This window comes from Xanthomonas sp. CFBP 8151, from assembly GCF_011761885.1.
Classification (GTDB): domain Bacteria; phylum Pseudomonadota; class Gammaproteobacteria; order Xanthomonadales; family Xanthomonadaceae; genus Xanthomonas; species Xanthomonas arboricola_B.
On record NZ_JAASQZ010000003.1, the window covers coordinates 111,213 to 134,948 of the forward strand.

At 65.9% G+C, this 23,736-nt stretch carries 24 protein-coding genes and 1 other RNA gene; 9 read left to right on the forward strand and 16 right to left on the reverse strand.

Features of this window, described 5'->3' with window-relative positions; genetic code table 11:
• Nucleotides 1-29: 29 nt before the first annotated feature.
• The 3 genes from FHT08_RS14630 to FHT08_RS14640 all read right to left on the reverse strand — a co-directional run bounded on the left by FHT08_RS14630 (nucleotide 30) and on the right by FHT08_RS14640 (nucleotide 2,234).
• Nucleotides 30-356 carry a hypothetical protein gene (locus FHT08_RS14630; RefSeq protein ID WP_104538176.1) on the reverse strand — a complete coding sequence of 109 codons (327 nt, stop codon included), beginning with the start codon at nucleotides 354-356 and terminating at the stop codon, nucleotides 30-32.
• A gap of 238 nt (nucleotides 357-594) precedes the next feature.
• Nucleotides 595-936: a hypothetical protein gene (locus FHT08_RS14635; RefSeq protein WP_104538175.1), complete on the reverse strand. Its 342-nt coding sequence runs from the start codon at nucleotides 934-936 to the stop codon at nucleotides 595-597.
• A gap of 122 nt (nucleotides 937-1,058) precedes the next feature.
• The gene (locus FHT08_RS14640) at nucleotides 1,059-2,234 is read right to left on the reverse strand and encodes a thiolase family protein (protein ID WP_166775533.1); all 1,176 of its coding nucleotides are present in this window, start codon (nucleotides 2,232-2,234) and stop codon (nucleotides 1,059-1,061) included.
• 185 nt (nucleotides 2,235-2,419) lie between these two features.
• Here FHT08_RS14640 and FHT08_RS14645 point away from each other — a divergent pair, with 185 nt between their 5' ends.
• Entirely contained in the window at nucleotides 2,420-5,269 is a 2,850-nt protein-coding gene (locus FHT08_RS14645; RefSeq protein ID WP_166775534.1) for an autotransporter serine protease, read from the forward strand.
• A gap of 75 nt (nucleotides 5,270-5,344) precedes the next feature.
• Here the strand turns inward: FHT08_RS14645 and FHT08_RS14650 are convergent, their stop codons facing one another.
• The 3 genes from FHT08_RS14650 to FHT08_RS14660 form a co-directional block, all read right to left on the reverse strand.
• Nucleotides 5,345-6,445, reverse strand: a complete 1,101-nt coding sequence (locus tag FHT08_RS14650; protein WP_104538172.1) for a Glu/Leu/Phe/Val dehydrogenase dimerization domain-containing protein — start codon at nucleotides 6,443-6,445, stop codon at nucleotides 5,345-5,347.
• A 156-nt stretch (nucleotides 6,446-6,601) separates the two neighbouring features.
• Entirely contained in the window at nucleotides 6,602-7,852 is a 1,251-nt protein-coding gene (locus tag FHT08_RS14655; protein WP_166775535.1) for a 2OG-Fe(II) oxygenase, read from the reverse strand.
• 188 nt (nucleotides 7,853-8,040) lie between these two features.
• Nucleotides 8,041-8,568: a M48 family metallopeptidase gene (locus FHT08_RS14660; RefSeq protein WP_104538170.1), complete on the reverse strand. Its 528-nt coding sequence runs from the start codon at nucleotides 8,566-8,568 to the stop codon at nucleotides 8,041-8,043.
• 175 nt (nucleotides 8,569-8,743) lie between these two features.
• On the opposite strand from FHT08_RS14660, the gene FHT08_RS14665 reads away from it, so the two are divergent.
• Entirely contained in the window at nucleotides 8,744-8,917 is a 174-nt protein-coding gene (locus FHT08_RS14665; RefSeq protein ID WP_003489471.1) for a DUF1328 domain-containing protein, read from the forward strand.
• Between the two features lie 177 nt (nucleotides 8,918-9,094).
• On the opposite strand, the gene FHT08_RS14670 is transcribed toward FHT08_RS14665, so the two are convergent.
• Complete coding sequence (locus tag FHT08_RS14670; protein ID WP_104538169.1) at nucleotides 9,095-9,349, reverse strand: DUF2789 domain-containing protein; 255 nt, start codon at nucleotides 9,347-9,349, stop codon at nucleotides 9,095-9,097.
• A 131-nt stretch (nucleotides 9,350-9,480) separates the two neighbouring features.
• Here FHT08_RS14670 and FHT08_RS14675 point away from each other — a divergent pair, with 131 nt between their 5' ends.
• Nucleotides 9,481-9,747, forward strand: coding sequence for a DksA/TraR family C4-type zinc finger protein (locus FHT08_RS14675; RefSeq protein WP_104538168.1), 267 nt, complete (start codon nucleotides 9,481-9,483; stop codon nucleotides 9,745-9,747).
• A 140-nt stretch (nucleotides 9,748-9,887) separates the two neighbouring features.
• Here the strand turns inward: FHT08_RS14675 and FHT08_RS14680 are convergent, their stop codons facing one another.
• Nucleotides 9,888-10,481 (reverse strand): mechanosensitive ion channel domain-containing protein, encoded by a 594-nt coding sequence (locus FHT08_RS14680; protein ID WP_046345878.1) that lies wholly within the window; start codon nucleotides 10,479-10,481, stop codon nucleotides 9,888-9,890.
• 564 nt (nucleotides 10,482-11,045) lie between these two features.
• On the opposite strand from FHT08_RS14680, the gene FHT08_RS14685 reads away from it, so the two are divergent.
• Genes FHT08_RS14685 through FHT08_RS14695 form a run of 3 tightly spaced genes read left to right on the forward strand, consistent with a single transcriptional unit; the run spans nucleotide 11,046 to nucleotide 13,071 of the window.
• Complete coding sequence (locus FHT08_RS14685; protein WP_104538166.1) at nucleotides 11,046-11,636, forward strand: sigma-70 family RNA polymerase sigma factor; 591 nt, start codon at nucleotides 11,046-11,048, stop codon at nucleotides 11,634-11,636.
• Nucleotides 11,633-12,175: a hypothetical protein gene (locus tag FHT08_RS14690; RefSeq protein WP_166775536.1), complete on the forward strand. Its 543-nt coding sequence runs from the start codon at nucleotides 11,633-11,635 to the stop codon at nucleotides 12,173-12,175. Before FHT08_RS14685 ends, FHT08_RS14690 begins: the two co-directional genes overlap by 4 nt.
• 11 nt (nucleotides 12,176-12,186) lie before the next feature.
• The gene (locus tag FHT08_RS14695; RefSeq protein ID WP_104538164.1) at nucleotides 12,187-13,071 is read left to right on the forward strand and encodes a DUF4097 family beta strand repeat-containing protein; all 885 of its coding nucleotides are present in this window, start codon (nucleotides 12,187-12,189) and stop codon (nucleotides 13,069-13,071) included.
• 83 nt (nucleotides 13,072-13,154) lie between these two features.
• On the opposite strand, the gene FHT08_RS14700 is transcribed toward FHT08_RS14695, so the two are convergent.
• The 4 genes from FHT08_RS14700 to FHT08_RS14715 all read right to left on the reverse strand — a co-directional run bounded on the left by FHT08_RS14700 (nucleotide 13,155) and on the right by FHT08_RS14715 (nucleotide 16,833).
• Nucleotides 13,155-13,340: a hypothetical protein gene (locus FHT08_RS14700; RefSeq protein ID WP_010366034.1), complete on the reverse strand. Its 186-nt coding sequence runs from the start codon at nucleotides 13,338-13,340 to the stop codon at nucleotides 13,155-13,157.
• A 189-nt stretch (nucleotides 13,341-13,529) separates the two neighbouring features.
• Entirely contained in the window at nucleotides 13,530-14,906 is a 1,377-nt protein-coding gene (locus tag FHT08_RS14705; protein ID WP_166775537.1) for an Hsp70 family protein, read from the reverse strand.
• Nucleotides 14,907-15,030: 124 nt separating this feature from the next.
• Nucleotides 15,031-15,504 (reverse strand): peptidylprolyl isomerase, encoded by a 474-nt coding sequence (locus FHT08_RS14710; RefSeq protein ID WP_166775538.1) that lies wholly within the window; start codon nucleotides 15,502-15,504, stop codon nucleotides 15,031-15,033.
• Nucleotides 15,505-15,780: 276 nt separating this feature from the next.
• Nucleotides 15,781-16,833 carry a cation diffusion facilitator family transporter gene (locus tag FHT08_RS14715; RefSeq protein ID WP_166775539.1) on the reverse strand — a complete coding sequence of 351 codons (1,053 nt, stop codon included), beginning with the start codon at nucleotides 16,831-16,833 and terminating at the stop codon, nucleotides 15,781-15,783.
• Nucleotides 16,834-16,930: 97 nt separating this feature from the next.
• On the opposite strand from FHT08_RS14715, the gene FHT08_RS14720 reads away from it, so the two are divergent.
• Nucleotides 16,931-17,266 (forward strand): zinc ribbon domain-containing protein YjdM, encoded by a 336-nt coding sequence (locus FHT08_RS14720; protein WP_047125710.1) that lies wholly within the window; start codon nucleotides 16,931-16,933, stop codon nucleotides 17,264-17,266.
• Between the two features lie 117 nt (nucleotides 17,267-17,383).
• Here the strand turns inward: FHT08_RS14720 and FHT08_RS14725 are convergent, their stop codons facing one another.
• The 4 genes from FHT08_RS14725 to FHT08_RS14740 form a co-directional block, all read right to left on the reverse strand.
• Nucleotides 17,384-18,184 carry a hypothetical protein gene (locus tag FHT08_RS14725; RefSeq protein WP_243849050.1) on the reverse strand — a complete coding sequence of 267 codons (801 nt, stop codon included), beginning with the start codon at nucleotides 18,182-18,184 and terminating at the stop codon, nucleotides 17,384-17,386.
• A 227-nt stretch (nucleotides 18,185-18,411) separates the two neighbouring features.
• Nucleotides 18,412-19,467: a L,D-transpeptidase gene (locus FHT08_RS14730; RefSeq protein WP_166775540.1), complete on the reverse strand. Its 1,056-nt coding sequence runs from the start codon at nucleotides 19,465-19,467 to the stop codon at nucleotides 18,412-18,414.
• A gap of 374 nt (nucleotides 19,468-19,841) precedes the next feature.
• Nucleotides 19,842-19,918, reverse strand: a non-coding RNA gene (locus FHT08_RS14735) — sX9 sRNA.
• 60 nt (nucleotides 19,919-19,978) lie between these two features.
• Nucleotides 19,979-21,073 (reverse strand): alkene reductase, encoded by a 1,095-nt coding sequence (locus FHT08_RS14740; protein ID WP_166775541.1) that lies wholly within the window; start codon nucleotides 21,071-21,073, stop codon nucleotides 19,979-19,981.
• 246 nt (nucleotides 21,074-21,319) lie between these two features.
• On the opposite strand from FHT08_RS14740, the gene FHT08_RS14745 reads away from it, so the two are divergent.
• The gene (locus tag FHT08_RS14745; RefSeq protein WP_166775542.1) at nucleotides 21,320-22,528 is read left to right on the forward strand and encodes an MFS transporter; all 1,209 of its coding nucleotides are present in this window, start codon (nucleotides 21,320-21,322) and stop codon (nucleotides 22,526-22,528) included.
• 583 nt (nucleotides 22,529-23,111) lie between these two features.
• Complete coding sequence (locus FHT08_RS14750) at nucleotides 23,112-23,567, forward strand: PA2169 family four-helix-bundle protein (protein WP_047126648.1); 456 nt, start codon at nucleotides 23,112-23,114, stop codon at nucleotides 23,565-23,567.
• Nucleotides 23,568-23,736: the final 169 nt, after the last annotated feature.

The window sequence follows — 23,736 nt, forward strand, 5'->3', positions numbered from 1 at the left end:
GCAAAGTGTCGACACGGTCACGCGGTCGATCAGCGCTGCGGATGTTCAGCGTCGTGCTTGTCGGCGTTCTGCTCGGCCTTGTTAGCCATCTCGCGGGTCTTGTCTGCGGTGGCGTCCGCGGCATTGGCGGTTGCGCGGCTCGCGTCGGCGGCCAGTTCGCGTGCTGCCACGCGTGCATCGGCTGTGGCGGCCTTGGCCTGCACGGCGGCGCGATCGGCGGCTTGTTCGGTCGCCGCCGCCGCATGCTTGGCAGCGGAGGCGGCGTCGCGTTGCGCCTGCTCAGCGTCGGGGCCTTGGCAAGCGGCGAGAGTGAAAGTGGCGATGGCGCTCAACGACAGCATGCGGATCGTCTTCATGGGTGGTCCTGTTCCTGTTCCGGTGTTGGAAGGCGGAGCTTATGCAGGGCCGGATGCAGCCGGCGTCAATGTGCTGTTGTCCGTTCAGCCAGTTGGCGGCATGCGTTGTACATGTCCTGACACGGCACGGGTTCGACGGCTGGCCGGCGACGCAGCCCATCACCGGTAAATCGCAGGCAAAGAAAAAGCCGCTGGAGACCAGCGGCTTTTTCCGAACTCGCTTGGAGCTAAGAAGTGATTACTTCTTGGCTTCTTCGGCGGTGTCCTTAGCGGCTTCGGCGGTGTCTTCAGCCGTCTTGGCAGCGTCGGCAGCCTGCTCGGCAGCAGCGTCGGTGGCAGCGCCGGAAGCAGCCTGGGCAGCGTCAGCAGCGGTGTCAGCCGAAGCAGCAGCGGTGTTGGCAGCAGACTGAGCGGCGTCAGCCGACTGCGAGCCCGAGGCAGCAGCCTGGTCAGCAGCGGTCTGAGCGTCGGCAGCAGCTTCGTTAGCCGAAGAAGCAGCGTCCTGAGCCTGTTCCGGCTTCGAGCAAGCGGTCAGGGCCAGGCCCAGAGCCATTGCGATCAGCAGCTTGTTAATGGTCATTGTTTCAATCCTCGTCGTTAGATTAGGCAACGCGCTATTGCGCGCCCCCGACATGATGACGGTCCAAAGACCAGTGTCAAGCGTGCGCGCATTCAGTTTTGCAAAATCGCCGTTAAAAACAATTAAATCAATTCGATAGCGATGGCGGTCGCCTCGCCGCCGCCGATGCACAGAGTCGCAATTCCGCGCTTGCCACCGCGCATGCGCAACGCATTCACCAATGTCACCACCAGGCGGGCGCCAGAAGCGCCGATCGGATGCCCCAATGCGCAAGCGCCGCCGTTGACGTTGACCTTCGCGTGGGAAATGCCCAGCTCGGCGATCGGCGTCATTGCCACCACCGCGAATGCTTCGTTGATTTCAAACAGGTCCACTTCGTCCAATTGCCAGCCGACCTTGCCGATCAACGTCTGGATCGCAGCGACCGGCGCGGTGGTGAACCACTCAGGTTCCTGCGAATGGGTGACATGGCCCACGATGCGCGCCAATGGTGCGATGCCACGACGTTGCGCCTCGTCTGCGCGCATGAGCACGGTGATCGCCGCGCCATCGGAGATGCTCGACGAACTGGCGGCGGTGACGCTGCCGTCCTTCTTGAAGGCCGGCTTCAGGGTCGGGATCTTGGCGATGTCTGATTTACCGGGCTGCTCGTCGCTGTCGACGACCACCTCGCCCTTGCGCGTGGTCACCGCGACCGGAACGATTTCATCGGCGAACGCACCGCTGCGCTGCGCAGCCTGCGCGCGTTCGACCGAGGCGATCGCAAACGCATCCTGATCGGCGCGGCTGAAACCGAACTTCTCGGCAGTGGCCTCGCCGAATACGCCCATCGCCTGGCCGTCGTAGGGATTGGTCAGACCATCCCAGGCCATGTGGTCGACCGCCTGGAAGTTGCCGTAGCGGTTGCCGGTGCGCGAATTGGGTAGCAGATGCGGCGCATTGCTCATCGACTCCATGCCGCCAGCGACCACGATGCTGGCCGAACCGGCCTTGATCAGGTCGTGCCCGAACATGATCGCCTTCATGCCCGAGCCGCATACCTTGTTGATGGTGGTGGCGCCGGTCGAGGTAGGAATACCGGCGGCGATCGCCGCCTGCCGTGCAGGCGCCTGGCCCAGGTTGGCCGGCAGGACGCAGCCAACGATGACTTCCGAAATGTCGGCCGGCGCGACGCCGGACTGCGCCAGCGCGCCGCGGATCGCTGCAGCGGCGAGCGTCGGCGCCGGCACACCGTTGAATTGACCAAGAAACGAGCCGATGGCAGTGCGTTTGGCAGCAACGATGACGATGTCGGACATAGGGGAGATACCGTTTAAAGTGAAACGATTATCTGCCTCATGGTGGGTTCGCGCCAGCACGCGCCGGTGTTGCGCCATCCGCTACGCAATCGACTGCGACAGTTGTGTGAGGATGCAGTATAAAGACGGCGTTCGGGCCCGAGCTTGGGCCCTATCCATGGAATGGGTTCGGGGAGAACAATCAGATGAAGAAGACAGACGTCGCCAGGACTGTCCTGGCCTCGGCGTTGGCCGTGGCATTGACCGCGTGTGGCGGCGGTGGTGGGGGCGGTGGTATTCGTCCGAGTACACCGACCGCACCGCCACCGACGTCGCCACCGCCACCACCGCCGCCCACTTCACCGCCGCCGCCGCCTCCGCCGGTGGTCGCACCGCCGACGACGCCGGAACCTGCATTCGACGCGCATTTGACGCTGACCAACGCACGCGCTGCGCAGGCGCTGGGGTTCACCGGTGCGGGCTATCGCATCGGCGTGATCGATACCGGCATCAATACCAATCATCCGGCCTTGCAGGGACGGGTCAGTAACAGCTTCATCTATGTGGATCCGCGCACGAACAATGTCGCCGCAGGCGATGTCGTGGGCCACGGCACGGTGGTCGCGCAACTGGCAGCCGGGCGCGCGGTGGGCCAGTGGCCGGGCGGCATCGCCAGTGGCGCCGGCCTGGTGTCGGCACGCATCATCAGCGACGAAGCACCGGACGATGACGGCAGCGGCGAAGGCAACGAGGTCGACGGCCCGCTTGGCCTGGGTCCGGTGCATGCCGATCTGATCAGCGCAGGCGTGCGCATCATGAACAATTCCTGGGGCGGGCTGTATTGGAACGACCCGGCCGTCACCAATCAGGTCGCGCAGGAATACCGGCCGTTCGTCATCGGCAACGATGGGTTGGTGGTGTTTGCTTCGGGTAACGAATCCGGATCGCAACCGTCCGACACCGCTGCGCTGCCCAGCCAACTGGGCCCGAATGGCACGCTGCCGGCTGCCGATCTGGAACGCGGCTGGCTGGTCGTCGCTGCGCTGGATACCGCCAATCCGACGCAACTGGCGTCGTACTCCAATGCCTGTGGCGTGGCGATGCGCTACTGTTTGGTGGCGCCGGGCACTTCGATGTTCCTCGACCCGGATGCAACCGCCAGCAATATCCGCTACTTCTACGGTAGCGGCACCTCGTTTGCGGCGCCGTTGGTCTCCGGTGCGGCTGCGCTGGTGTGGCAGGCGTTTCCGTACTTCAACAACGACCTGGTGCGACAGACGCTACTGGGAACGGCCACCGATCTGGGTGCGGCCGGCGTCGACCCGACCTTCGGCTACGGCCTGCTCAATGTCGGCAAGGCGGTGCTGGGGCCGGCACGTTTTGACTGGGGCACGGTCGATGTCACCGTCAACACCTTGCGTTCCACCTGGGCCAACGACATCAGTGGCACCGGTGGCCTGACCAAACGCGGCACCGGCACGCTGGTGTTGAGCAGTGGCGCCAATACGTTCAACGGCGACACCCAGGTGCTGGGCGGCACCTTGCAGACGGCCAGTCTGCAGAGTGCGCGCGTTGGCATCGCCAATGGTGCAACGCTGATCGGCGCGGGCAGGATCGGCGGACGCGTCGATAACGCCGGCACGCTGCAGGTCAACAGTGCGACGCTGTCGATTACGGGCAATTACACCCAGGCCAGCAACGGTCGCCTTGCGTTGAACGTGGGCGACCGGGTGAACGTGACCGGGACCGCGACGATTGCCGGCGATCTGCAAGTACTCGGCCGCCGCGATTACGTGGTCGACAACGCCACCTACACGCTGTTGCAGGCCAGCAGTGGATTGCAGGGCACGTTCGACACGCTCAGCCGCGGCGCGGCCGTGACCTTTCTGGATGCCTCGCTGACGTACGACAGCAATACGGCGTACCTTGCCGTGCGCAGCTTGAATGCCACCGCAGTTGCCGCCACGCTTGGCATGACCGGTACGGCGGCGATGGATTCGGCAATCCGTGTCGAACAAGCGTTCCAGCAGGTGGATGCGCAGCAACTGCAGGGCGCTGGCGGCATCAGCAGCGGGTTTATCCGCGCCGCAGCGGCGTTGCAGCAGTCGCCGGATGCCAAGGCTGCCGCCGCTTCGCTGCGCAGTCTGTCCGGGCGTGCGCATGCCGAGTCGGCAGCGATGACCTTCGACACCATCGATCTGGGCAGGCGTGCGTTGGCCTCGCATTTCGATGGGGTGTCGCAGCAGCCGCGCATGCTGGGCGTCTGGCAACGCGCGCTCGGTGGGCCGGGCGAGGGTGGCGTGACCACCGCAGGATTCGCCACCTCCGGCTGGATGATGGGCAACGACTTGCGCCTGGCATCGGGGGCAGTCACCGGCTTTGCCTTCGGCGAAACGCGCTCCAACAGCCTGGGCGATCTGGACGGTGCACGCGGGCGCGATCGGCAGGTGCAGGGGCAGCTGTACTGGGGCACCACGCTGGGGTCGGCGTACACGCTGAGCCAGTTGGGGTTCGGCAACGTCAACCGGCAGATCGAGCGCAGCCTGCAGTTGGGCCAAGACCGCAGCAGTGCCTTCAGTGACTACAGCGGCAGTTACCTCAGCGGCAACCTGGAAGCCGGGTATCGCCTGGGTGGCGTGCGCGCCAGCCTGACGCCCTATATGGGGCTGGATTACGTGCGTCTGCGCAGCGAAGGATTCCGCGAAAGCGGTGGCGACGGCTTCGGCTTGCGCGCCGATGCCAGCACCTCCTCGCGCACCCAGGTGCTGGCCGGCCTGCGTTCGTCCTATCGCTGGCGCGGCGTGCAGCTCGGCGGTTATGCCGAATGGCAGCAGGCGTTGCGCAGCGACGGCCTGACGCTGGATGCCAGCTTCATCGGCGTAGACGCCTGGGCGCCGTTGCGCGGCATGCAGCCGGCGCGCTCGGGTGGTCTGTTCGGCATCACCGCGGCCGCGCCGTTGGGGCCGCAGAGCCAGTTGCGCTTCGGCTACGACCAACGGGTGGGCGAGCGCGGCGACGATCGCGCGCTGAGCCTGCGCTACAGCGCCGATTTCTGATCGGCGCGTGGCCTGGGTGAGCGGTCGTGTGGATCGGTAGGTCACCTGTCCGGGCAGCGTGCCTGGACAGGTGGGTCACTCGCCGCGCAGCTTGTGCAGAAAGCGCGGTGCGGTGCGGCCCAGCGGCAGTTTGAGCTTGCTGATGGCCTCGATACGCGCCTCGGCAATCTGGTCGGCCGCCTGCTGCGGCGCTACCCCCAGCCGGGTGGACAGGTCGAATACCTTTTCCAGGTTGTGATAGATGCTGCGGATCAAGCGCATCGCACGTTCGCGGTTGTAGCCGTCGATCTCCAGCGACACGTTCATTACGCCACCGGCATTGACCACGTAATCGGGCGCATACAGGATGCCGCGCTTGTGCAACTCTTCGCCGATGGCGGCGCTGGCAAGCTGGTTGTTGGCGGTGCCGCAGATGATCTTGGCCTTCAGCCGCGGCAGCGTGTCTTCGTTGATCGCCCCTTCCAGCGCGCAGGGTGCGAACACATCGGCCGGCACTTCATAAATCTCCTCGATGCCGACCCCTTCTGCACCGTATTCGGCCACCGCGCGGTCCACCAGTGCCGGGTTCAGATCGGCCACATAGAGTTTGGCGCCGCGCTCCTTGAGCAGTTTCACCAGCTCCATGCCGATATGGCCCAGGCCCTGGATCGCGATGCTGGCCTTGCCGACTTCCTCGTGGCCGAGCCTGCGATTGAGCGAAGCCATCAACGCCTGCAACGCACCGTAGGCGGTGAATGGGGCCGGGTCGCCGGAGCCGCGATGCACCTGGTGGACGCCGGTGACGTACTCGCTCTCCAGATAGATCTGTTCCATGTCGCTGACATCGGTGCCGACGTCTTCGGAGGTGATGTAGCGCCCGCCAAGGGTGTCGACAAAACGGCCGAATGCGCGAAACAGCGCCTCGCTCTTGTCGCTCCTGGGGTCGCCGATGATCACCGCCTTGCCGCCGCCGACATTCAATCCCGCCAACGCGTTCTTGTAGGTCATGGTGCGGCTGAGCCGCAGCGCATCGTTGAGCGCCGCCTCGCTATTGGGATAGGGGCGCATGCGCACGCCACCCAACGCGGGCCCGAGCCGGGTGCTGTGCAGCGCGATGATCGCTTTCAGGCCGGCGTCGCGGTTGTGACAGAAGATCACCTGCTCGTGGCCGGTGGTGTCGAGGGTTTCGAAAAGCATCGAAGGCTCCGCGGGGCTGCGTGATGTGCCTTCCCTGAGGCCGGGCCGGAACCCGTGCAATGGGAAACAAAAAACGCGACGTTTGCAGACCCTGTCCGATCACGTCGCGCCGCAACATTTTAAACCACGTCGACGGGGGCTGGTGTATGAATCTGTTCACCAATGCCGATAGCGCCGCTGCCGAAACCACAGGGTTCCCAACCATTTGCTCCCTGCGCTGACCGGCAGGCCGGCGTGCAGCGAGTCGGGATCGGGGCGGCCGTCGGCATGCAGATTGTCGAAGCACACCACCGACCCGGCACGTGGACACACGCGCACGCCCGCGACCGGAAAGTCGGTGTCGCCCCCTGCGTCGACGTCGTTGAGGTAGACGCAAGCGGTGCGCAGACGATTGCCGGCAGTGGGACGGTCGGCGGCGATCGTGCCGGGCGGCAGATAGTCGCGATGCGCGCGGTACTGCTCACCCGGCGCGTAGCACAGGACCGACAGCGCTTCGGCATGGGTCAGCGGCAGCTGCGCGCAGGCCGCTACACGCGCCTGTGCCGCACGTGCGGCGAAGTCCTCGAGGATGGGATCCAGCGTGGCGCCGCGACTGGTGCGGATCGGCGCACGGCGCGTGCTCGCATCGTCGGCGTCGACCACCTCGGAGGCGCGCAGGTGCGGCCGCGCCAGCAGCATCAACAAGCGGCACTCGTCGGCAGACAGCACGCCGCAGACTTCTTCGATCACGGGCGCGTCGTGGCGGCGCGTCGCGACATGTCGGGCAGCGAAACCGATGCGCTGGTCGTTGCCGACCGGATCCGGTGGCGTGATCCGCACGGCGGGCGGCGCGGCAATACCCAGCGGTTGCAGTTGCCGCAGCAGCTGCGCCGCAGCCTCGGGTTGCGGCGGGACGCCTTCGCCACGCAGCAGGCGTTCGGCCAGCAGCGCCGCAGCCAGTGCATCGCCGGCTGCGGCGGCGCGTTCCAGCAAGGCAACGCAGCTGCGTTGCTGCGCGGGGTGGTCGATCCGGCCGTGCTGGATAGCCAGCGCGCGCAGCGCGGGCGGGTAGTCGACTGCGGCCGCTGCGTGCAAGCCGGATTCCGCCTGCGTGTCCAGCGTCAACCGGTCGTCGGTGATGGCCAGGGTCGCCAACAGATAGCGCGCTGACGCGACATTCTGGCGTTCGGCGTGTTGCCAGTGTTCCAGCGCCTGGGCCACGTCGACCTCGCAACCGACACCGTAGGCCAGCATGCGGCCGGCTTCGATCTGCGCGCTGGCATCGCCTGCGGCTGCACTACGCGTGTACCAGTCCAGGGCCTGCTCGGTCTGCCCTGCGCGCACCAACGCATGTCCCAATGCCGTCATTGCCGCAGGTTGCGCACTCTGCGCGGCGTGGGCGAGCTGCTGGAGGGATGGTGCCTGCATGGCCGCATTCTAGGAGACGCCGCCAACGCTGTCGCGCTCAACCTCGGGCAGGCGCAGATGTTACCCAAGGCCGGGTGGAGCACAGCATTGCCGAGGATCAGTGCAGCCCGGTCGTACCACACGGTGACCGGTCGCCCCCCCGGACAGGTGCTGACGCTGACGTGCAGCCTCCGCTTGCCGGTGCGCGATCAGGCGTCCGTGGACAGCGCCAGGTGGGTCAGATACAGGCGCAGGTCGAACTCCAGTTGGTGGTAGTCCGGGCTCATGTGGTTGCACAGCTGGTAGAAGGCCTTGTTGTGATCGGCCTCCTTCAGATGCGCCAGCTCGTGGGCGACGATCATCTGCAGGAACGGTTCGGGCGCATCGCGGAAGATCGCGGCAATGCGGATCTCGCGGCTGGCTTTGAGTCGGCTGCCGTGGACGCGCGAGATCGCCGTGTGCGTGCCCAGCGCATGCTTCACCACCTGCAGATGGTTGTCGTAGAGCGCCTTGTGCAGGGTGGGCGAGGAGCGCATGTAGCGCTCCTTCATGGCCTTGACGTAGTCGTACAACTGGCGATCGGTGCGGATGCAGTGGCGATCCGGATAGCGGCGCGCCAGCACCAGTGCGAGTTTGTCCTGCGCAATTAGCTCGCGCACCTGATCCAGGACGGCGGGCGGGTAACCGGCGAGATAGCGAAGAGTGTCCATGCCAATCGATTGCTGCAAGGTACGCATGATCACCGATGCGGGCGCTGCTGGCGAATCTACAGGCGTGACTATGACATCGTGTGTCAGGTGTATTCACGAATGCGGCACATCCGGGTGAGTAGCGTGCAATGCATGTTTTGCGGCACGACCGCGCAAGCACACGACTGAACACGGCACCGCGCCGGATGAGGAGACAACAAACATGATCAAGTGGGCCATTATTTTCGCCATCATCGGACTGATTGCCGGTGCGCTCGGGTTTGGCGGCATGGCCGGTGCTGCGATGGGAATTGCCAAGTTCCTGTTTTGGGCCGGCATCATCATCGCCATCGTGCTGTTCGTACTCGGCATGACGATCGCCAAAAAGGTGACCTGATGCCCCAGGCATGGCGTTGATGTGCAGTTCGCATGCCGGACGCATCACCCGAAGTGCAAAGGAGCGGCCATTGGCCGCTCCTCTTTTTTTGTTGCTGCAATCTGGGGAACCGACCCACCGACAATCCGGGCCGCAAGCGAGGTCTAGCGCAGGGCGATCGCCGCGTTTTTGCGCAGATCAGACGCCGGTATCCTCGGCGGTGGTGTGCAGGGCAATATTGAGTTGATCGATGGTCACGATCCAGTCGGCATCGTCGAGGCGCTCTTCACGCAATAACTGCGCCTGTGCCGGCGTCCAGAACCGCGCTTCCTCCAGGCGCATGTCGCCTGGCAGCGGAGAATGTTCATCGATGAAACTGCGGATGCTGACCTCATCGGACGGCAGGCCCAGCTGGGCGAATAATTCGGAGAACGGGTGGACGTGTTGTTCCATTGCGACTTCCTCGAAGGGTGCGAATGAGCGGATGCTAAAGCACCCGATTTGAGCGCGCTGTGCACGTCCGGCTTGGATTTGCCCGCGCGCATGCCCATATTCCGGTTCTGAGCAGACAAGCCGAGGCGAACATGGCGACCGGATGGGCAGGTGATGGGGCGGTACAGGACCAGATCGATGCAACCGTCGAGGATGCGGTCAAGCGCGCACGGAGCCAGCTGCATCGGGGCCCGAGCCTGACGCACTGCGAAGAGTGCGATGCACCCATCCCCGAGGCACGCCGTAAGGCGGTGCCGGGCGTGCACCTGTGCGTGAACTGTCAGCAAGCGCACGACCTTGAGCAGGCGGCGCAAGGCGGCTACAACCGTCGTGGTAGCAAGGACAGCCAGCTGCGTTGACTGCCGCGGGGCGTCTTCAGAGAAGCCGGCAAAACGACTGCGTCTGCTGCCAGGCTGACGCGTCCATTGCTCGGCTCTATCAGTGTCCCGGCCCCGATCAAGCCAGCTGACAACTGCTCGCCGGGTTTTGCCAGTCGGTCTCAGTTGGCGTTGAAGTGGCTGGCCTCGCGCCAGCGACGCGTGGTGCGCTGGAAGAACAGGCTGTTGGGAACCTGCAACACGCTACCGGCGTGATCGCCAGTCTCTTCCAATGTCGTGTAAATCACATTGATGTCGATCACCCGGCCCTTCAAACCAGGCTTGTCGCCGCCTTCCAGCAGTTCGATGTGGTCGTGCAGGCGGAACGGGCGCGTGGTGATGATCAGGAAGGTGCAGAAGATATTGGACAGCACGCTCCATGCCGCGAAGAACGCAACTGCACCGACCGCTGCGAATCCGGTGAACGCTGTCCACAAGGTGCCGCTGGAGACGCCGATCACGTGCAGCACCATCAGCACTGCGCTGATCGAAATGACGAAACTCCCAACCCGGCGGATGCCGATCATCATTTCCGCGGGCAGGCTGTAGCGGGCACATAGGCGCCTGAGCAATTGCCGGAGCAGCAAGCGCGCCAGCGCAGCAACGGCGAGAATCAGCACGATCTTGACCGTCGGCACTGCAACGGCCAGCCATTGCGCATTCCAGTGGGGCAACAGACTACGGATCATCGCGGGCAATGTGTCGGACGCGGACATCACATCGTGCAGGGTCATGGAGAACACCCATTGTAACGGGGGCGTCATCGTGCAGCCGGTGCGCGGGGTGAATGCGCGCTCGGCTGCGGCGGCAGCGGCAGAAACCCCAGCGCTGGCGCTGCAACCGGTCAGGGCGTAGAACGCCGGCCATGCGCCGACAAAGCGACCACGTGCCGCCAGAGCTGCTCGGCGCGGCGGACCGGAAACCAGATTGCCGGTGCGCTCAGCTCGACGCACGACAGTCGTGTCGACGGCAAGTGCAGCAGGCAGACCTGCAGGCGCGCAGGAGTCAGTGTGAGCTGCACCGCATCGATCGGCAGCGGGGCCGGGCAATGGGTGGAGCACAGGCTCAGCAGTAATCCCAGAACATGCGGCATGGCAACGTCCGATCAGGGTGCCTGCGCCTGGAGCAGCCAATGGCCGTGCTCCCCGCAAGCGATGCGACGCAGGATTGCGCCATCGCAGGCTTGGATGCGGCGGCCGGCGAAAAGGTTTAGAGCCGTGCTCGAACGACACCCTGGGCACGGTTTAAACCTTTGCGCTGCCTGACGCATCGAAGTGGATATGCTCGACACCTCCATGCCCATCATCGATGCCCCAGCTTGTGACGGTCCGGCCGGCCGCGACGATGCGGCGCTGGCGCGTGCCGCCGCCGGCGGCGATCGCACCGCCTACGAGGCCATCTATCGCCGCCATGCGCCGCGCCTGTATGCGGTGGTGTGGCGGTTATGCGGGGGCAATGCGGCGCGTGCCGACGATGTGCTGCAGGAGACCTTCATTGCCGCGTGGAAGGCCTTGCCGCAATTTCGTTTCCAGAGCGCACTGGGCACCTGGCTGCACCGGCTGGCCGTCAATACGGCCTTGATGGAGCTGCGTGCGCGCTCGGTTGCGGGAGATCATGTGGTGGACGATGCCGACGGCGAGATCCTCGCTGCCATTCCGGGCGCCGCAGCCTGCCAGGCCACCCGGATGGATCTGGAGCGCGCGCTGGAGACCCTGCCGCCGCGTGCACGCGCGGTATTGGTCTTGCATGACATCGAAGGCTGGAAACATCAGGAAATTGCCGACCAACTGCAGATGGCGGTCGGCAGTTCCAAGGCGCAACTGCATCGCGCGCGCGGCCTGCTGCGCGTGCGGCTGGGAGACATTGCATGAACCACGATCCGCTCGATCCTTACGCAACCGATGACGCCGCCTTGTCCGCGCGTCTGCGTGCGTTGCCGCAGCAACGCCAGCCACCGGCGCAGGTCTGGGAGCGCATCGCGCCCGCACTGACGCCGCACGCCACCGTGGTTGCACTGCAGCCGCGCCGCCGGCGTGCCTGGGTCTGGCCTGCGTTCGGTGTGGCGCTTGCTGCCGCGCTGGCGGTGGTGGCGATCGTGCCAGGCCTCGATCGCTCGACGCAGGCGCCAGCGCCAGCGCCAGCGTCGGCGCGGCCTGCTGGCTTGGTGGTGCAGGCACAGGCAATGGCCGGGCAGTACCAGCAGGCCATCGACGCAGTGCCGGTGCAGCAGGTGCCGGCCGACCTGCGCCCGGCGCTGGCCGAGCTGGACCAGAGCGCGCAGGCCATCCACGCCGCCATCGCGCAGAGTCCGCGCTCTGCATTCCTGTTGTCGCAGCTGCAACGCACCTATGCCAAGCGCCTGCAACTGACCCGTCTTGCCTCACAGGGCGAGGCGTCCTTTCCAAGCTGAGGAGCATGCCCATGCGTTACGCCCATTTGTCCGTGTTGTTGCTGGTCGCGTTTTGCGCGGCGCCGGCGGCAGCGCAGACCACCGTGAAGCAGTCCCATCCGCTAACGCGCGGCGGACGCGTGGAGCTGGACAACATCGCCGGGCAAATCCGCGTGCGCGGCTGGGACCGCGACGACGTGGCGCTGACCGGCACCCTGGGCGAAGGACAGCGCCTGCAGGTGGATGAAAGCCCGGACCGGCTGCAGTTCGAGGTGGTCTATCCGCGCAACGGCCGCAACAGCAAGGGCGCCCAACTGGAACTGCGGGTCCCGCGCGCGGCGCTGCTGGAGGTGGAGGCGGTGAGTGCCTCGGTGGATGTCGATCAGGTCGATCTGGCGCGGTTGCAGCTCAAGTCGGTCAGCGGCGATGTGGTCGCAGCCGGACGCGCCGGGGAAGCGCACCTGGAAACGGTCAGCGGCGCGCTGCGCAGCACGGTGGCCAGCGCACGGCTGAGCCTGGGCACGGTCAGCGGGCAGATCGATGCGCCAACCGGCGCCAGCGGCGTGGTGTCGGTCGAGTCCGTCTCTGGCCAGATCCGGGTTGGCGCGGGGCAGGTGTCGCAGTTGCGCGCCGAGAGCGTGTCCGGCGGGACGGCACTGACGGTGACCGGTCTGGCGCCGGGCGGCAGCATCGCTGCCGAGAGCGTCAGCGGTTCGATCAGCCTGGGCGTGCCGCGCACCGTGTCGGCAGCGTTGCAGGTGGAGGTGTTCAGCGGCGACATCCGTTCGGTGGCCGGGCAGGTGGAGCGGCCGGAGTACGGCCCGGGCAAGCGCCTGAAAGCCCGGCTGGGGGCCGGCAACGGCGACATCAAGGTGGAATCGCATTCCGGTTCGGTACGCGTCGATTACGGCAACTGATCGCCTGCGCCAACCAGCACCGCAAACGAGCGTGCCACCTTGCGGTGGCACGTTGGTACGACGCTTCTGCTTGCGGGTAACGCTTAGGCGATCTTGTCGCCGTCGTTACGTGCCGGGCCGAAGTTGGTGGTGAGCACTTCGATCCGGCCGCCGGTCTTGCGGAACGCGGCGATGTCGGCAGCGATGCGCTCACGACTGAGCGGCTGCGACTTACCTTCGCTGCGAGCGATGCTGGGCTGGGATTTCTGCTTGGTCGCGGGACGTGCCATGTGGCCTCCTGTAGCGGGGAAGTGCGGTGACACCGCGTGCGGCTAGGGTGGCGCGCGCGGAAGCGGTGTCGAGAGGTGCGGTCGCGTTCGGTGCGCAATCGCGGTGGCACGGCAAGCGTGCCTTGCTGACAAGACGGCTAAGCGGCATGCAGCAACCGTGCATTGTAAGGGATACGGGCGTGGGTTGCGTTAACCGTCCGACGGACGGGCCTGGTCTGCCGCCGCCCAGGCCAGACCCTGCACCACGCCGAAGGACGGATCGCCCTGTACCAGGCGCGATTCCGGGAACGCGGCGGCCACCGTGTCGCGGATATAGCCGGCACGCGACATGCCGCCGGTCAGAAACAGCGTGGCCGGCGGCGCATCCAGGTCGGCACGGACCTGCGCCAGCAAGCCTCCCAGTTCGCCCAGATAGCTGGAAGCGGACGCAATCAATGCGCTGGCCTGCACCTCCACCGCTAGCCCGCGTTCGATGAAATCCAGCGCGGCCTGATGCTGGTCACGCTCGCTGAGCGCGATCTTGCAGGCTTCCACGCCGCGATACAGGCGCGCGGTGTTGCCGGTGTCCTGCAGCGCCTGCAGGCGCTTGTCGAACGGGGCGGGGACGTCCTGGTATTTGTGCAGGCGGAACTCGCGCTGGCGGGTCATGTCCTGCACCATCGCCGCTTCCACGTAATGGTGGGTGGGCACGCGGGTGATGCCGCGGCCGAACAGTGGCATGTAGGCGGCCAGACTCAGTGCCAGATCGATATCGGTACCGCCGCGCGCGATGCCCCAGGCGCGGTGCACCTGCGGCGCGGCGCTGCCGCCAACGCTGGCATGGGCGATGTCGGTGGTGCCGCCGCCGATGTCCACCACCACGGTGTCGTGACGGCTGTCGTGACTGACGTGGTAATGCATCGCGGCCGCTGCGGGTTCTTCGAGGAAATCCACGTGGTCGAAGCCGGCCGCGATGGCGGCGGTGCGCAGAATCTCCAGCGCCTGCGCATTGCCGGCCTCGCCGATGGAACTGCGGAACTGCACCGGACGGCCCAGCGTGGCGCTGCGGATATTGATGTCGAACTGGCGCGAGGCGGTGAGCCGGATGTGTTCCAGCACATGCGTGGCGATGCCGGTGATGGTCTGGCGTGCGCGCGGATGCAGGTTGTAGCCCAGCATCGATTTGGGGCTCTGCACCAGGCTGCCTTCGCCTTCCAGGAAGTACGCATCCAGCGCCTCGTCGCCGTAGACCGCGTTCTGCAGCAGGGCGGCGGAGCTGCGCGGTTCGCGCACCTGCTCTTCCATCCACTGGCGGCGGACAATGCGGATCGCGTCGCGGCGCAGGCTGTCGGTGCTGGACGTCCGTCCGGCCGCGGCGGCGTCGCGACGGCCCGAGTCGATCAGCCGTTCGACCTCATACTCCAGCGCCGGCGTCAGGCTGAAATCGTCTGGGTCGCGCATGGTCTCGGGGAAGTACACCGTGGTGCGGAACTGCAAGGCCTCGCCGAAACGCACCGGCACCACCTGGCCATCGACGATCGCCGCAGCGGCGGAATTGCTGGTACCGAAGTCGATGCCGAGTTTCATGCAAGCGGGCCTGTGGGCGGGCCGCGCACTTTACTACTTCTGCCGCCGGCGACGCCGGTCGCGCTGCGTTCCAACGGCGCAGCAGCCGAATTGCCGCATGCCCGCAGGCACACGGCATACCCGATCAGGCCGCGATGCTGGCGACCTGACCTTCGTTCAGTTCTTCGGTGGTGGCTTCGCGCACCTCGATGACTTCGACCGCAAAGTGCAGGGTCTGCCCGGCCAGCGGATGGTTGCCGTCGACGGTGACCTGCTCCGCGCCGACTTCGGTGACGGTGACCAGGACCGGGCCCTGTTGCGTGCGCGCCTCGAACTGCACACCCGGCACGACCTCGACATCGGTCGGGAATGCCTCGCGCGGCACCTGCTGGATCAATTGTTCATGGCGCGGACCATAGCCCTGTTCGGGCGCCACATCGGCAGTGAGCGTCTCGCCGACGCGCTTGCCGTCCAGTGCCTGTTCCAGGCCGGGCACGATGTTGCCGGCGCCGTGCAGGTAGCTCAATGGCGTGTCCGGCGTCGAGCGGTCCAGGACCTGGCCGCTGTCGTCGGAAAGGGTGTAATGAATGGTCGCAACGCGACCCTGGCTGATTTCCATTGGAAACCTCCATGACGGTGATCGAGTGGAATGCGTCGGCTGACTCACGACGCCAAGAGGTGGTGCCCGCATACCGTAGGCAATCGACCCGGATGGTGCAACCGCTGCCGGAGCTGCGGTTATGGCGAGGATCAGCTTGGTGGTGACGATGGCACCCCTGTGATGCAACAGATTCTGCGCGACGCCTCGGTGCTGGAACGTGGGCCGGTCGATGCGCGTCACGGTGCAGCGTTCGGTCGCATCGCGCGATGCGCGAATTCCAGTGCCTGCAGTGCGCTAATCCTTCTCGGCACCACGTTCGATCTGGGCGCGGCGTGCGTGCCAGGTTTCCGGCGTCTGCGGCTTGATGAACAGCGCGGTGAGCTCGGGGTGCTGACGCTTGGCGGCCGCTTCGATGCGCCCGACGCAGGCTTCGATCTGTGGCGTGGTGCGGCTGTCTTCGAATTCGGCGCTCAGGGTGGCGATGACTTGGTTCGGGCCCATTTGCATGGTCAGCACACCGTTGGCAGCACGCACATCCGGATCGCTGGCGGCAATGCGCAGCAGCGATTCGGTAACGTGCGCATGCGCAGGTTCACCGATCAGCAGGCCCTTGGTCTCGCGCGCCAACAGGAATGCGGTGAAGGCCAACACGCAGGCAATGCCGATCGAGGCGATGCCATCGAGTTCGGGCATGTCCAGCAGTTGCGCGCCGGCCAGGCCCAGTACCGCCATGAACAAGCCGATCAACGCGGCGCTGTCTTCAAGCAGCACGGTGAACGTGCTGGGGTCCTTGCTTTGCCGAAATGCCTGGAAATACCCTATGCGGCCTTTCTTGGCGCGGAATTCGCGCAATGCCACCACCCAGGAAATGCCTTCGAACACGATCGACACGCCGAGCACGATGTAGGCGACCAGATGGCTCTTGGCCGGCTCGGGATTGCGCAGATGCACGATGCCTTCGTACAGCGACACGCCTGCGCCCATCGCGAACACCAATAGCGCAACGATGAAACTCCAGAAGTACAGCTCGCGTCCGTAACCGAACGGATGGGTCGGCGAGGGGGCCTGCGCGGCGCGGCGCAGGCCGTATAGCAGCAGCACTTCGTTGACGGTGTCCACCAGCGAGTGCACGCCTTCGCTGAGCATCGCCGAGCTGCCCGAAATCCCTGCGGCGATGAATTTTGCGACCGCGATGGCAAGATTGCCGGCCAGCGCGACATAGACGACCAGATGCGAGCCGGTTTTCTTTGCCGCGCCCGCTTGGCCAGCCGCGGGCTCGGTGGGTGCTGGCGCAGCGCCGGGGGCTTGGGGAACCGATTGGTTGGACACACGCGACCTGCAAGGCATTCGACAAGCGGCGCACTATCGCGCTGGCGCCGTGCCGGAGACGTGATCGCGCGGCCGGGAGGCTACAATCCACGCCCGCTTTGAACTTAGGAATCCCATGTCTTCCGTTCCCACCTGCCCGCAATGTGGCCTGGACAATACCTATGCCGATGGCGCGTTGTGGATTTGCGCAGACTGCGGCTTCGAATGGAGCGCGGGGGAATCCGCCGCGCCTGCGATGGAGGTGCGCGACAGCAACGGCAACCTGCTGCAGGCCGGCGACACGGTGAGCGTGATCAAGGACCTGAAGGTCAAAGGCTCGTCGATTCCGCTCAAGCAGGGCACGCTGATCCGCAACATCCGCCTGGTCGAAGACGATGCCGAGCACATCGAAGGCAATTCGGAAAAGATCAAGGGCCTGGTGTTGAAGACCTGTTTTCTGCGCAAGGCCTGAGGCTGTTGCGGAGGCAGCAACACCGCATGCGGCAAGTGTAGCAGCGCGCCTGCGCGCGATCAGGCATGCTCGATAACGCTTCGTCGCGCGCAGGCGCGCTCCTGCGTTGCGGCATGCTCAATCGCGCGGATACACCGCCGCCACCGTGCAACTCAGGCGCATCCGCGCGGCCAGGCCGCCGCGCGTGGTGCTCAGGTCGCCCTGCTGGCCGGATCCGGCAGCCGCGCCGGCAAGTGCCATTTCGTCGAGCACATCGACCTTGTCGCCGGGATTGCCGCAGATCGCATTCAGGCCCATGCCGGAGACGAAGCGGATCGGCGGCGCGCCGCTGAGTTCGCGGCAGCTGTCCATCAGTTCGACCCGGTAGTGGCGATGCGTGCCGGGGTGACGTGGCGAGACTTCCACCACCAGTCCCTGGCCGTCTTCCGACCACGAACGCAGCATGCTGGGATTGAAGCAGTAGCTGGACGAACCGGCGAAATTGCGCCGGCGCGCTTCGCGCACGCTGACCCCGTCCAGGGTCGGGATGCCGCTGTCGCGTTGCCGGGCCGCACTGGCGTATTCGCGCGCACTCAGCGTGGCGATCTGGCTGATCGCGCAACGTTGCTGGCCCGAACTCACGTATGCCGGCGCACCGTTGCAGACCCAGCCGTGCGCCGCCAGCAGGCTCGCATCCGCGTGTGCGGCCAGTTGCGGGCAGTCCTGCGCCAGGCGGATGCGGAACAGCCGTCCGCCCTGTTCGGCCACTGCCAGCGTGCGCGGATCGGCTTGATGCAGCTCCGTCACCTTGCGCGCATCCAGGCACTCGGCGTTCGGTGCGGCCGGGCGCAGCGGCTCGGCCGCTACGTCGGCCGCTACGGTGGAGGACGCGTAACCAAATAGCGTGCTGCCGAGCAGAACCGCAGTGAGTAGACGCATCACGCACATCCTTGGCAATGAGGGATGCCCGCATCATCTGCCAAGCAAGCCGCGCCGACAATCGCAGCAACGCGCGTCGGCTCGCTCAACAATGCCGGGCGGGCTGCCAGCGCTCGGCACCGCCCGCGCATACGCGTGCATGCCGCTGCCGGGCTGCCAGCATGTGCGCGCGCAATCTCACGCGCAGCTTGCAACTCGCCGCTGCGATAGCGCGGCGCAGCTCGTGCTCAGGGTGCCTGGGGCGGATCCGAATCCAGCACCTGCAGCTTGCCGCCGGTGGTTTCGGGAAGGACGCGTTGATCGGTGGCGACCAGCACCACACCAGGCGTCAGCAGCGGCAGCAGGCCGGCCAGGAATGCCGGCGGCACCTGCAGCCGCGCGATGGCGTCGGCATCCAGGGCCTGTCCTGCCGCGGCACTGCTGCCGGGGATGCCGATGCGCATCCAGTTGGGCATGCGTTGACCGGGCAAGCCGGGCACTTCGCCAGGCAGAAAACCCTGGCCGACGATGAACGCCTGCGTGCCCAGCGGCGCGGCGCCGGTCTGCGCGCGCAATGCCACTTGCGCGCGTCCGATTTCCACGCCGTTGCGATACACCACCAGTTGCTGATCGCTGCTGCTGACCAGCATCGAGATCGGGCCGTTGGGCGCCAGCTCCGGCTGCCACGCAAAGCTCTGGCCGTTGGGCAGCGGCAGCAATGCCCGCTGCGCACCGGTGGCCGGGTCGATCGGGCTGAGCGCGCGGGGATGCACCACCGCGTCCGCGTCCACGCCGGCCTGCGCGACCACCACCACCATGCCCATGTTGGAATTGTCGAACAGCAGCCGCGCGAACTCCGATGGCAGATGCACGCAGCCATGCGATTCCGGATAACCAGGCAGGCCGCCTGCATGCAGGGCCACGCCGTCCCAGGTCAGGCGTTGCTGATAGGGCATGGGCGCGGCGTTGTAGAGGCTGGAACGGTGGTCCTTGTCCTTCTGCAGGATGGTGAACACGCCGGTCGGTGTCTCGTGCCCGGGCTTGCCGGAGCTGATGGTGGACATGCCAATCAGGATGCCGTTGCGATACGCATACGCGCGTTGCTCGGTGAGGCTGACGATCACCGCCATCGGCCCCCAGCCCTTGCTGACGCCGCCCCAGATCCATTCGCCCGGCTTCAGATCGGCCGGTGCCGTTTCGGCAGGGCTGGATTGCCGCGCGCCCCAGAACGGCACCGCAAGGGCCGGCCCGCAGACCAGCAGCGAGCAGAAAACAACAGCAGTGAGCAGGGGCCGCATCGGCATTCCAGAAAGCAGTGTCGGCACGATCCTAGCGGGGCAGGGCGAGCGCGTCATGGGGGTGTTGCCGGTGTCGCTGCGATGCGAAGGTGCCGGCGTCGCGCGGGGAGAGTACGGTGTACGCGTTTGGCGTCTTCGCCGAGCCTGGGGTGCAGCACGCACAGGCGCTTGGTCTTGCGCGCTGGTTCAACGATTGATTTGGCAGATGCACGATGGCCGCCGCATCGCGATGGCAGTCGGGCATAGGCGACGTATTGCGCTCACACGGAACGCCGGGCCACGACGTGCTTGCTCCGGTGTACACAAAGATGGACTGATCCGGTGCAGCGGCTGCGCTTGCATGATGCCGGCGCAGCCGCTGTGTCGGCGGGACATGGAGCGACCAACAGATCATAGCGAGCAGTCGTCAGGTGGGTGCGGACGGCGCGCTTGGAACCGGAGTGTACAAGTGGTACATGCCGATTCCGTGCACCGGCCGCGCCCGCCTGGCGGCTGCGAAGTAGGCCCTTAGCCGCTTTTAGTCCGGCAGAGCGGGGTAGTCGGTGTAGCCCTTGGCCCCGCCGCCGTACAGGGTGGCCTGGTCGAGGTCGGCCAACGGAGCGTTCTCGCGCAGGCGACGCACCAGATCCGGGTTGGCGATGAACGGCCGGCCGAAGCCGATCGCATCGGCGTAACCGCTGTTGATGGCGTGGTCGGACAGCGCCTTGTCGTAGCTGTTGTTGGCGATCCAGGCGCCGTCGAACTTTGCGCGCAACGCGGCATAGTCGAAGGCGACGTTGTCGCGCGCACCGCCGGTTGCGCCTTCGATCACGTGCACGAAGGCCAGCCCGCCGATCAGGTTGAGACGCTCCACCGCACGCTCGAACAGGGGCTGCGGATCGGAGTCGTGCATGCCGTACACCGGCGTGACCGGCGACAGCCGCACGCCGGTGCGCTCGGCACCGATCTGATCGGCGATCGCCTGTACCACTTCGGTCAGCAGGCGGGTGCGGTTTTCGATGTCGCCGCCGTACGCGTCGGTGCGCCGGTTGGAGCCGTCACGCAGGAACTGGTCGAGCAGGTAGCCGTTGGCCGCGTGCACTTCCACGCCGTCGAAGCCGGCATCGATGGCGTTGCGCGCAGCGATGCGGTAGTCCTCGATCAAGGCGGGGATTTCGTCCAGCGCCAGCGCGCGCGGCTCGGAGACATCCTGGAAGCCGTCCTTGGTGTAGGTCTTGCCTTCGGCGCGGATGGCGCTGGGCGCGACCGGCGCTTCGCCCGGCGGCAGCACGCTGGTGTGCGAGACGCGGCCCACATGCCACAGCTGCAGCACGATCTTGCCGCCACGGCGATGCACTTCATCGGTGACCGCACGCCAGCCCTGGACTTGCTCGGCGGTGTGGATGCCGGGCGTATCCAGGTAGCCCTGACCCAGCGGGCTGATCTGCGTGCCCTCGGCCACGATCAGGCCGGCACTGGCGCGTTGGCCGTAGTATTCGGCGGCGAGCGGCGAAGGTACCTGCCCGGCGGCGGCGCGATTGCGCGTCAGCGGCGCCATGATCACGCGGTTGGCAAGATCCAGCGCGCCCAGGCGCACGGGGGAGAACAACGGGGATTCAGTGGAGTTGGACATCAGCAACCAATTGGGTATGGATCACGCGCCAGGCGCGACACCGCGCCGATCGCGAGTGCCCCTTAGCGATGGTGGCGGGCCAAAGCGGATTCGAGCGTTGGCGATGGGACACAGCGTCTCCTGTCGCGTCGAAAGCGGCCAAATGTCGATGTGCCGGGGCCTGGCGCTGAATCGCGGCATGCACCGTGCTTTCGTGGATTGCTGCGTTGCACAATACTAGGCCGCCCCGTCATTGTGGAGTCGGGCATGTCCGATACCGAGCTTTCAACGCCGCGCGTGTCCCGGCGCGATTACGTGCTGATCCTGTTTGCGTTGGCGATGGGCGGCTTTGCGATCGGCATCAGCGAATTCTCGACCATGGGCCTGATGACCCAGATTGCGCAGGGCCTGCAGATCAGCGAGCCGCAGGTCGGCCACGTGATCAGCGCCTATGCGCTGGGCGTGGTGGTCGGTGCGCCGTTGCTGGCGATTGTCGGCGCGCGCTGGCCACGGCGCACCTTGTTGCTGCTGCTGATGGTGTTCTACGCGCTGGGCAATCTCGCCAGTGCGTTGGCGCCGAGCTATCACATGATGTTGCTGTGCCGTTTTATCGCTGGATTGCCGCATGGCGCGTACTTTGGCGTTGCTTCGTTGGTGGCCGCGTCGATCAGCCCGCCCAATCAACGCGCCACTGCAGTGGGCCGGGTATTGCTGGGCCTGAGCATTGCCTTGCTGGTGGGCAATCCGTTGGCGACCTGGCTGGGCCAGATCGTGAGCTGGCGCTGGGCCTACGCGGCGGTGTCGGTGCTTGCACTGTGCACGGTTGCCGCAGTGGCGGCGCGCCTGCCGCCTGCCCCGGACGAGCCGCGGCAGCAGCCGCTGCGTGAGCTGCGCGCGTTCAATCGGCCGCAGGTGTGGCTGGCCCTGGCGATCGGCGCGGTGGGCTTTTCCGGCATGTTCTGCGTCTTCAGTTATCTGGCGCCCACCCTGACCGCGGTGACCGGCGTGGAGCCGGCACGGATCCCGCTGGCGATGGTGGCATTCGGGGTCGGCGGCGTGCTCGGCAGCATCCTGGGCGGCTGGCTGTTTGACCGCATGCAGTTCCGCGCGGTGCCGGTGTTGCTGGTGTGGTCGGTGGTGGTGATGCTGACCTTTCCGTTGGCTGCGCAGTCGGGCCTGTGGGTGTTCGTGTCCATCGTGGCGGTCGGCACCATGGGCGCCCTGGCGCCTGCCCTGCAGACGCGTTTGATGGATGTGGCCGCGGAGGCGCAGACCCTGGCAGCGGCGTCCAACCATGCCGCGTTCAATACCGCCAACGCGCTCGGCCCGTGGCTGGGCGGCATGGCGATCACGGCCGGGTGGGGATGGACCTCGACCGGCTATGTGGGCGCGGCCACTGCGTTGGGCGGCTTGCTGGTGTATGCGCTGGCGGTCTGGCAGGAGCGCCGCCAGCGTGCGTGGCTGGCGAGCCGCTGAGGCGTTGCCAGGCCTCTACTGCCTGATGCAGGGATATTGACGAGCGGCAGCGTTGGCCGACGTCGTGCTCGCTGCGAGGTTGGTCCCCATGCATGACGCAGGGCTGCATCCACGGCCAACTCACGACCGCACGTCGAGACTGCATGCACCACCGCAGACAGGCCATACAGCGCCATGACCGACTTCACGCCACCGCCATGGAAGCGCCCAAAACCCAAGGGTAAATCCGCATCCACGCCGCTGACAGCAAGCCAAAAGGCCGCCGCCAGGCAGCGTGCCGAGGAGGCCGGTCGGCCGTATCCCAACCTGGTCGACAATATGTGGGCGAGCCGGCAACCGAAGTCAGTTTGACCTGATCTTGGCATCGATGAATCGCCATTCATTGCCTGCATGATCGCGTGAGGACAATCCCCACATCACTCACATGTCGATTATGTGCGGCACGCCAAGCTGAGGCCGTACACAACACACGTACACAACACACAAGGCATGCAATCAGCACATCGATTGCCTCATCTCCGAAAGCCAGCGCAAACGCATTCGTAACCGCGCAGCGCTGGCCCATCGCAACCAGGAGCGACACATGAGCATTCAGAGCAAGACCGAGCACAGCCTCAACGACCTCATCGCCATTTCCCGTGACGGCAAGGACTTCTACGAAGAAGCGGCTGCCAAGGTGGGCGATGCGGAACTTGCAACGCTGTTCCGCCGCATCGCTGGCGTCAAGTCCGACATCGTCAGCAATCTGAGCAGTGTGGTTGCGTCGGTCGGCGGCAAGCCGGAAACCAGCGGCACCATGGTCGGCGGCATGCAGCAGTTCTACGGCAAGGTCCGCGCCACCTTGGGCGATACCAAGTACGGCTACGTTGCCGAGCTGGAAGAGTCCGAAGACCGCCTGTTGAAGGCATTCGACGAGACCATTGCCGACCAGGACACCCCGGCCGCCGCGCGCGACGCCGCACTGCGTCTGCTGCCGGAAGTGCGCGCATGCCACGACGTGATGCGTAATCGCAAGCATGCGATGAAGAGCGCCGCATAAGCTGCGTGCGCGACCCAGGCGCATCCAGGTGATGCAGCTTGCGGAGTACAACCGATAAAGGCGGAAACGGGTGGCGCAAGCTGCCCGTTTCTTTTTGTGCTGCACATGGCCAGTGCTGTGCGATTGTTGTTCCACGCGTTGCGCGCGTTCCACGCTTTCATGTCGCGAT

Coding starts and splice junctions, on each gene's coding strand:
- FHT08_RS14655 (WP_166775535.1), bottom strand. CDS start 7,852: ATGCAGGCACCATCCCTCCAGCAGCTCGCCCACGCCGCGCAGAGTGCG.
- FHT08_RS14710 (WP_166775538.1), bottom strand. CDS start 15,504: ATGGAAATCAGCCAGGGTCGCGTTGCGACCATTCATTACACCCTTTCC.
- FHT08_RS14645 (WP_166775534.1), top strand. CDS start 2,420: ATGAAGAAGACAGACGTCGCCAGGACTGTCCTGGCCTCGGCGTTGGCC.
- FHT08_RS14630 (WP_104538176.1), bottom strand. CDS start 356: ATGAAGACGATCCGCATGCTGTCGTTGAGCGCCATCGCCACTTTCACT.
- FHT08_RS14705 (WP_166775537.1), bottom strand. CDS start 14,906: ATGAAACTCGGCATCGACTTCGGTACCAGCAATTCCGCCGCTGCGGCG.
- FHT08_RS14635 (WP_104538175.1), bottom strand. CDS start 936: ATGACCATTAACAAGCTGCTGATCGCAATGGCTCTGGGCCTGGCCCTG.
- FHT08_RS14750 (WP_047126648.1), top strand. CDS start 23,112: ATGAGCATTCAGAGCAAGACCGAGCACAGCCTCAACGACCTCATCGCC.
- FHT08_RS14720 (WP_047125710.1), top strand. CDS start 16,931: ATGTCTTCCGTTCCCACCTGCCCGCAATGTGGCCTGGACAATACCTAT.
- FHT08_RS14715 (WP_166775539.1), bottom strand. CDS start 16,833: ATGCCTTGCAGGTCGCGTGTGTCCAACCAATCGGTTCCCCAAGCCCCC.
- FHT08_RS14725 (WP_243849050.1), bottom strand. CDS start 18,184: ATGCGTCTACTCACTGCGGTTCTGCTCGGCAGCACGCTATTTGGTTAC.
- FHT08_RS14665 (WP_003489471.1), top strand. CDS start 8,744: ATGATCAAGTGGGCCATTATTTTCGCCATCATCGGACTGATTGCCGGT.
- FHT08_RS14695 (WP_104538164.1), top strand. CDS start 12,187: ATGCGTTACGCCCATTTGTCCGTGTTGTTGCTGGTCGCGTTTTGCGCG.
- FHT08_RS14670 (WP_104538169.1), bottom strand. CDS start 9,349: ATGGAACAACACGTCCACCCGTTCTCCGAATTATTCGCCCAGCTGGGC.
- FHT08_RS14730 (WP_166775540.1), bottom strand. CDS start 19,467: ATGCCGATGCGGCCCCTGCTCACTGCTGTTGTTTTCTGCTCGCTGCTG.
- FHT08_RS14680 (WP_046345878.1), bottom strand. CDS start 10,481: ATGTCCGCGTCCGACACATTGCCCGCGATGATCCGTAGTCTGTTGCCC.
- FHT08_RS14675 (WP_104538168.1), top strand. CDS start 9,481: ATGGCGACCGGATGGGCAGGTGATGGGGCGGTACAGGACCAGATCGAT.
- FHT08_RS14745 (WP_166775542.1), top strand. CDS start 21,320: ATGTCCGATACCGAGCTTTCAACGCCGCGCGTGTCCCGGCGCGATTAC.
- FHT08_RS14650 (WP_104538172.1), bottom strand. CDS start 6,445: ATGCTTTTCGAAACCCTCGACACCACCGGCCACGAGCAGGTGATCTTC.
- FHT08_RS14685 (WP_104538166.1), top strand. CDS start 11,046: ATGCTCGACACCTCCATGCCCATCATCGATGCCCCAGCTTGTGACGGT.
- FHT08_RS14700 (WP_010366034.1), bottom strand. CDS start 13,340: ATGGCACGTCCCGCGACCAAGCAGAAATCCCAGCCCAGCATCGCTCGC.
- FHT08_RS14660 (WP_104538170.1), bottom strand. CDS start 8,568: ATGCGTACCTTGCAGCAATCGATTGGCATGGACACTCTTCGCTATCTC.
- FHT08_RS14690 (WP_166775536.1), top strand. CDS start 11,633: ATGAACCACGATCCGCTCGATCCTTACGCAACCGATGACGCCGCCTTG.
- FHT08_RS14640 (WP_166775533.1), bottom strand. CDS start 2,234: ATGTCCGACATCGTCATCGTTGCTGCCAAACGCACTGCCATCGGCTCG.
- FHT08_RS14740 (WP_166775541.1), bottom strand. CDS start 21,073: ATGTCCAACTCCACTGAATCCCCGTTGTTCTCCCCCGTGCGCCTGGGC.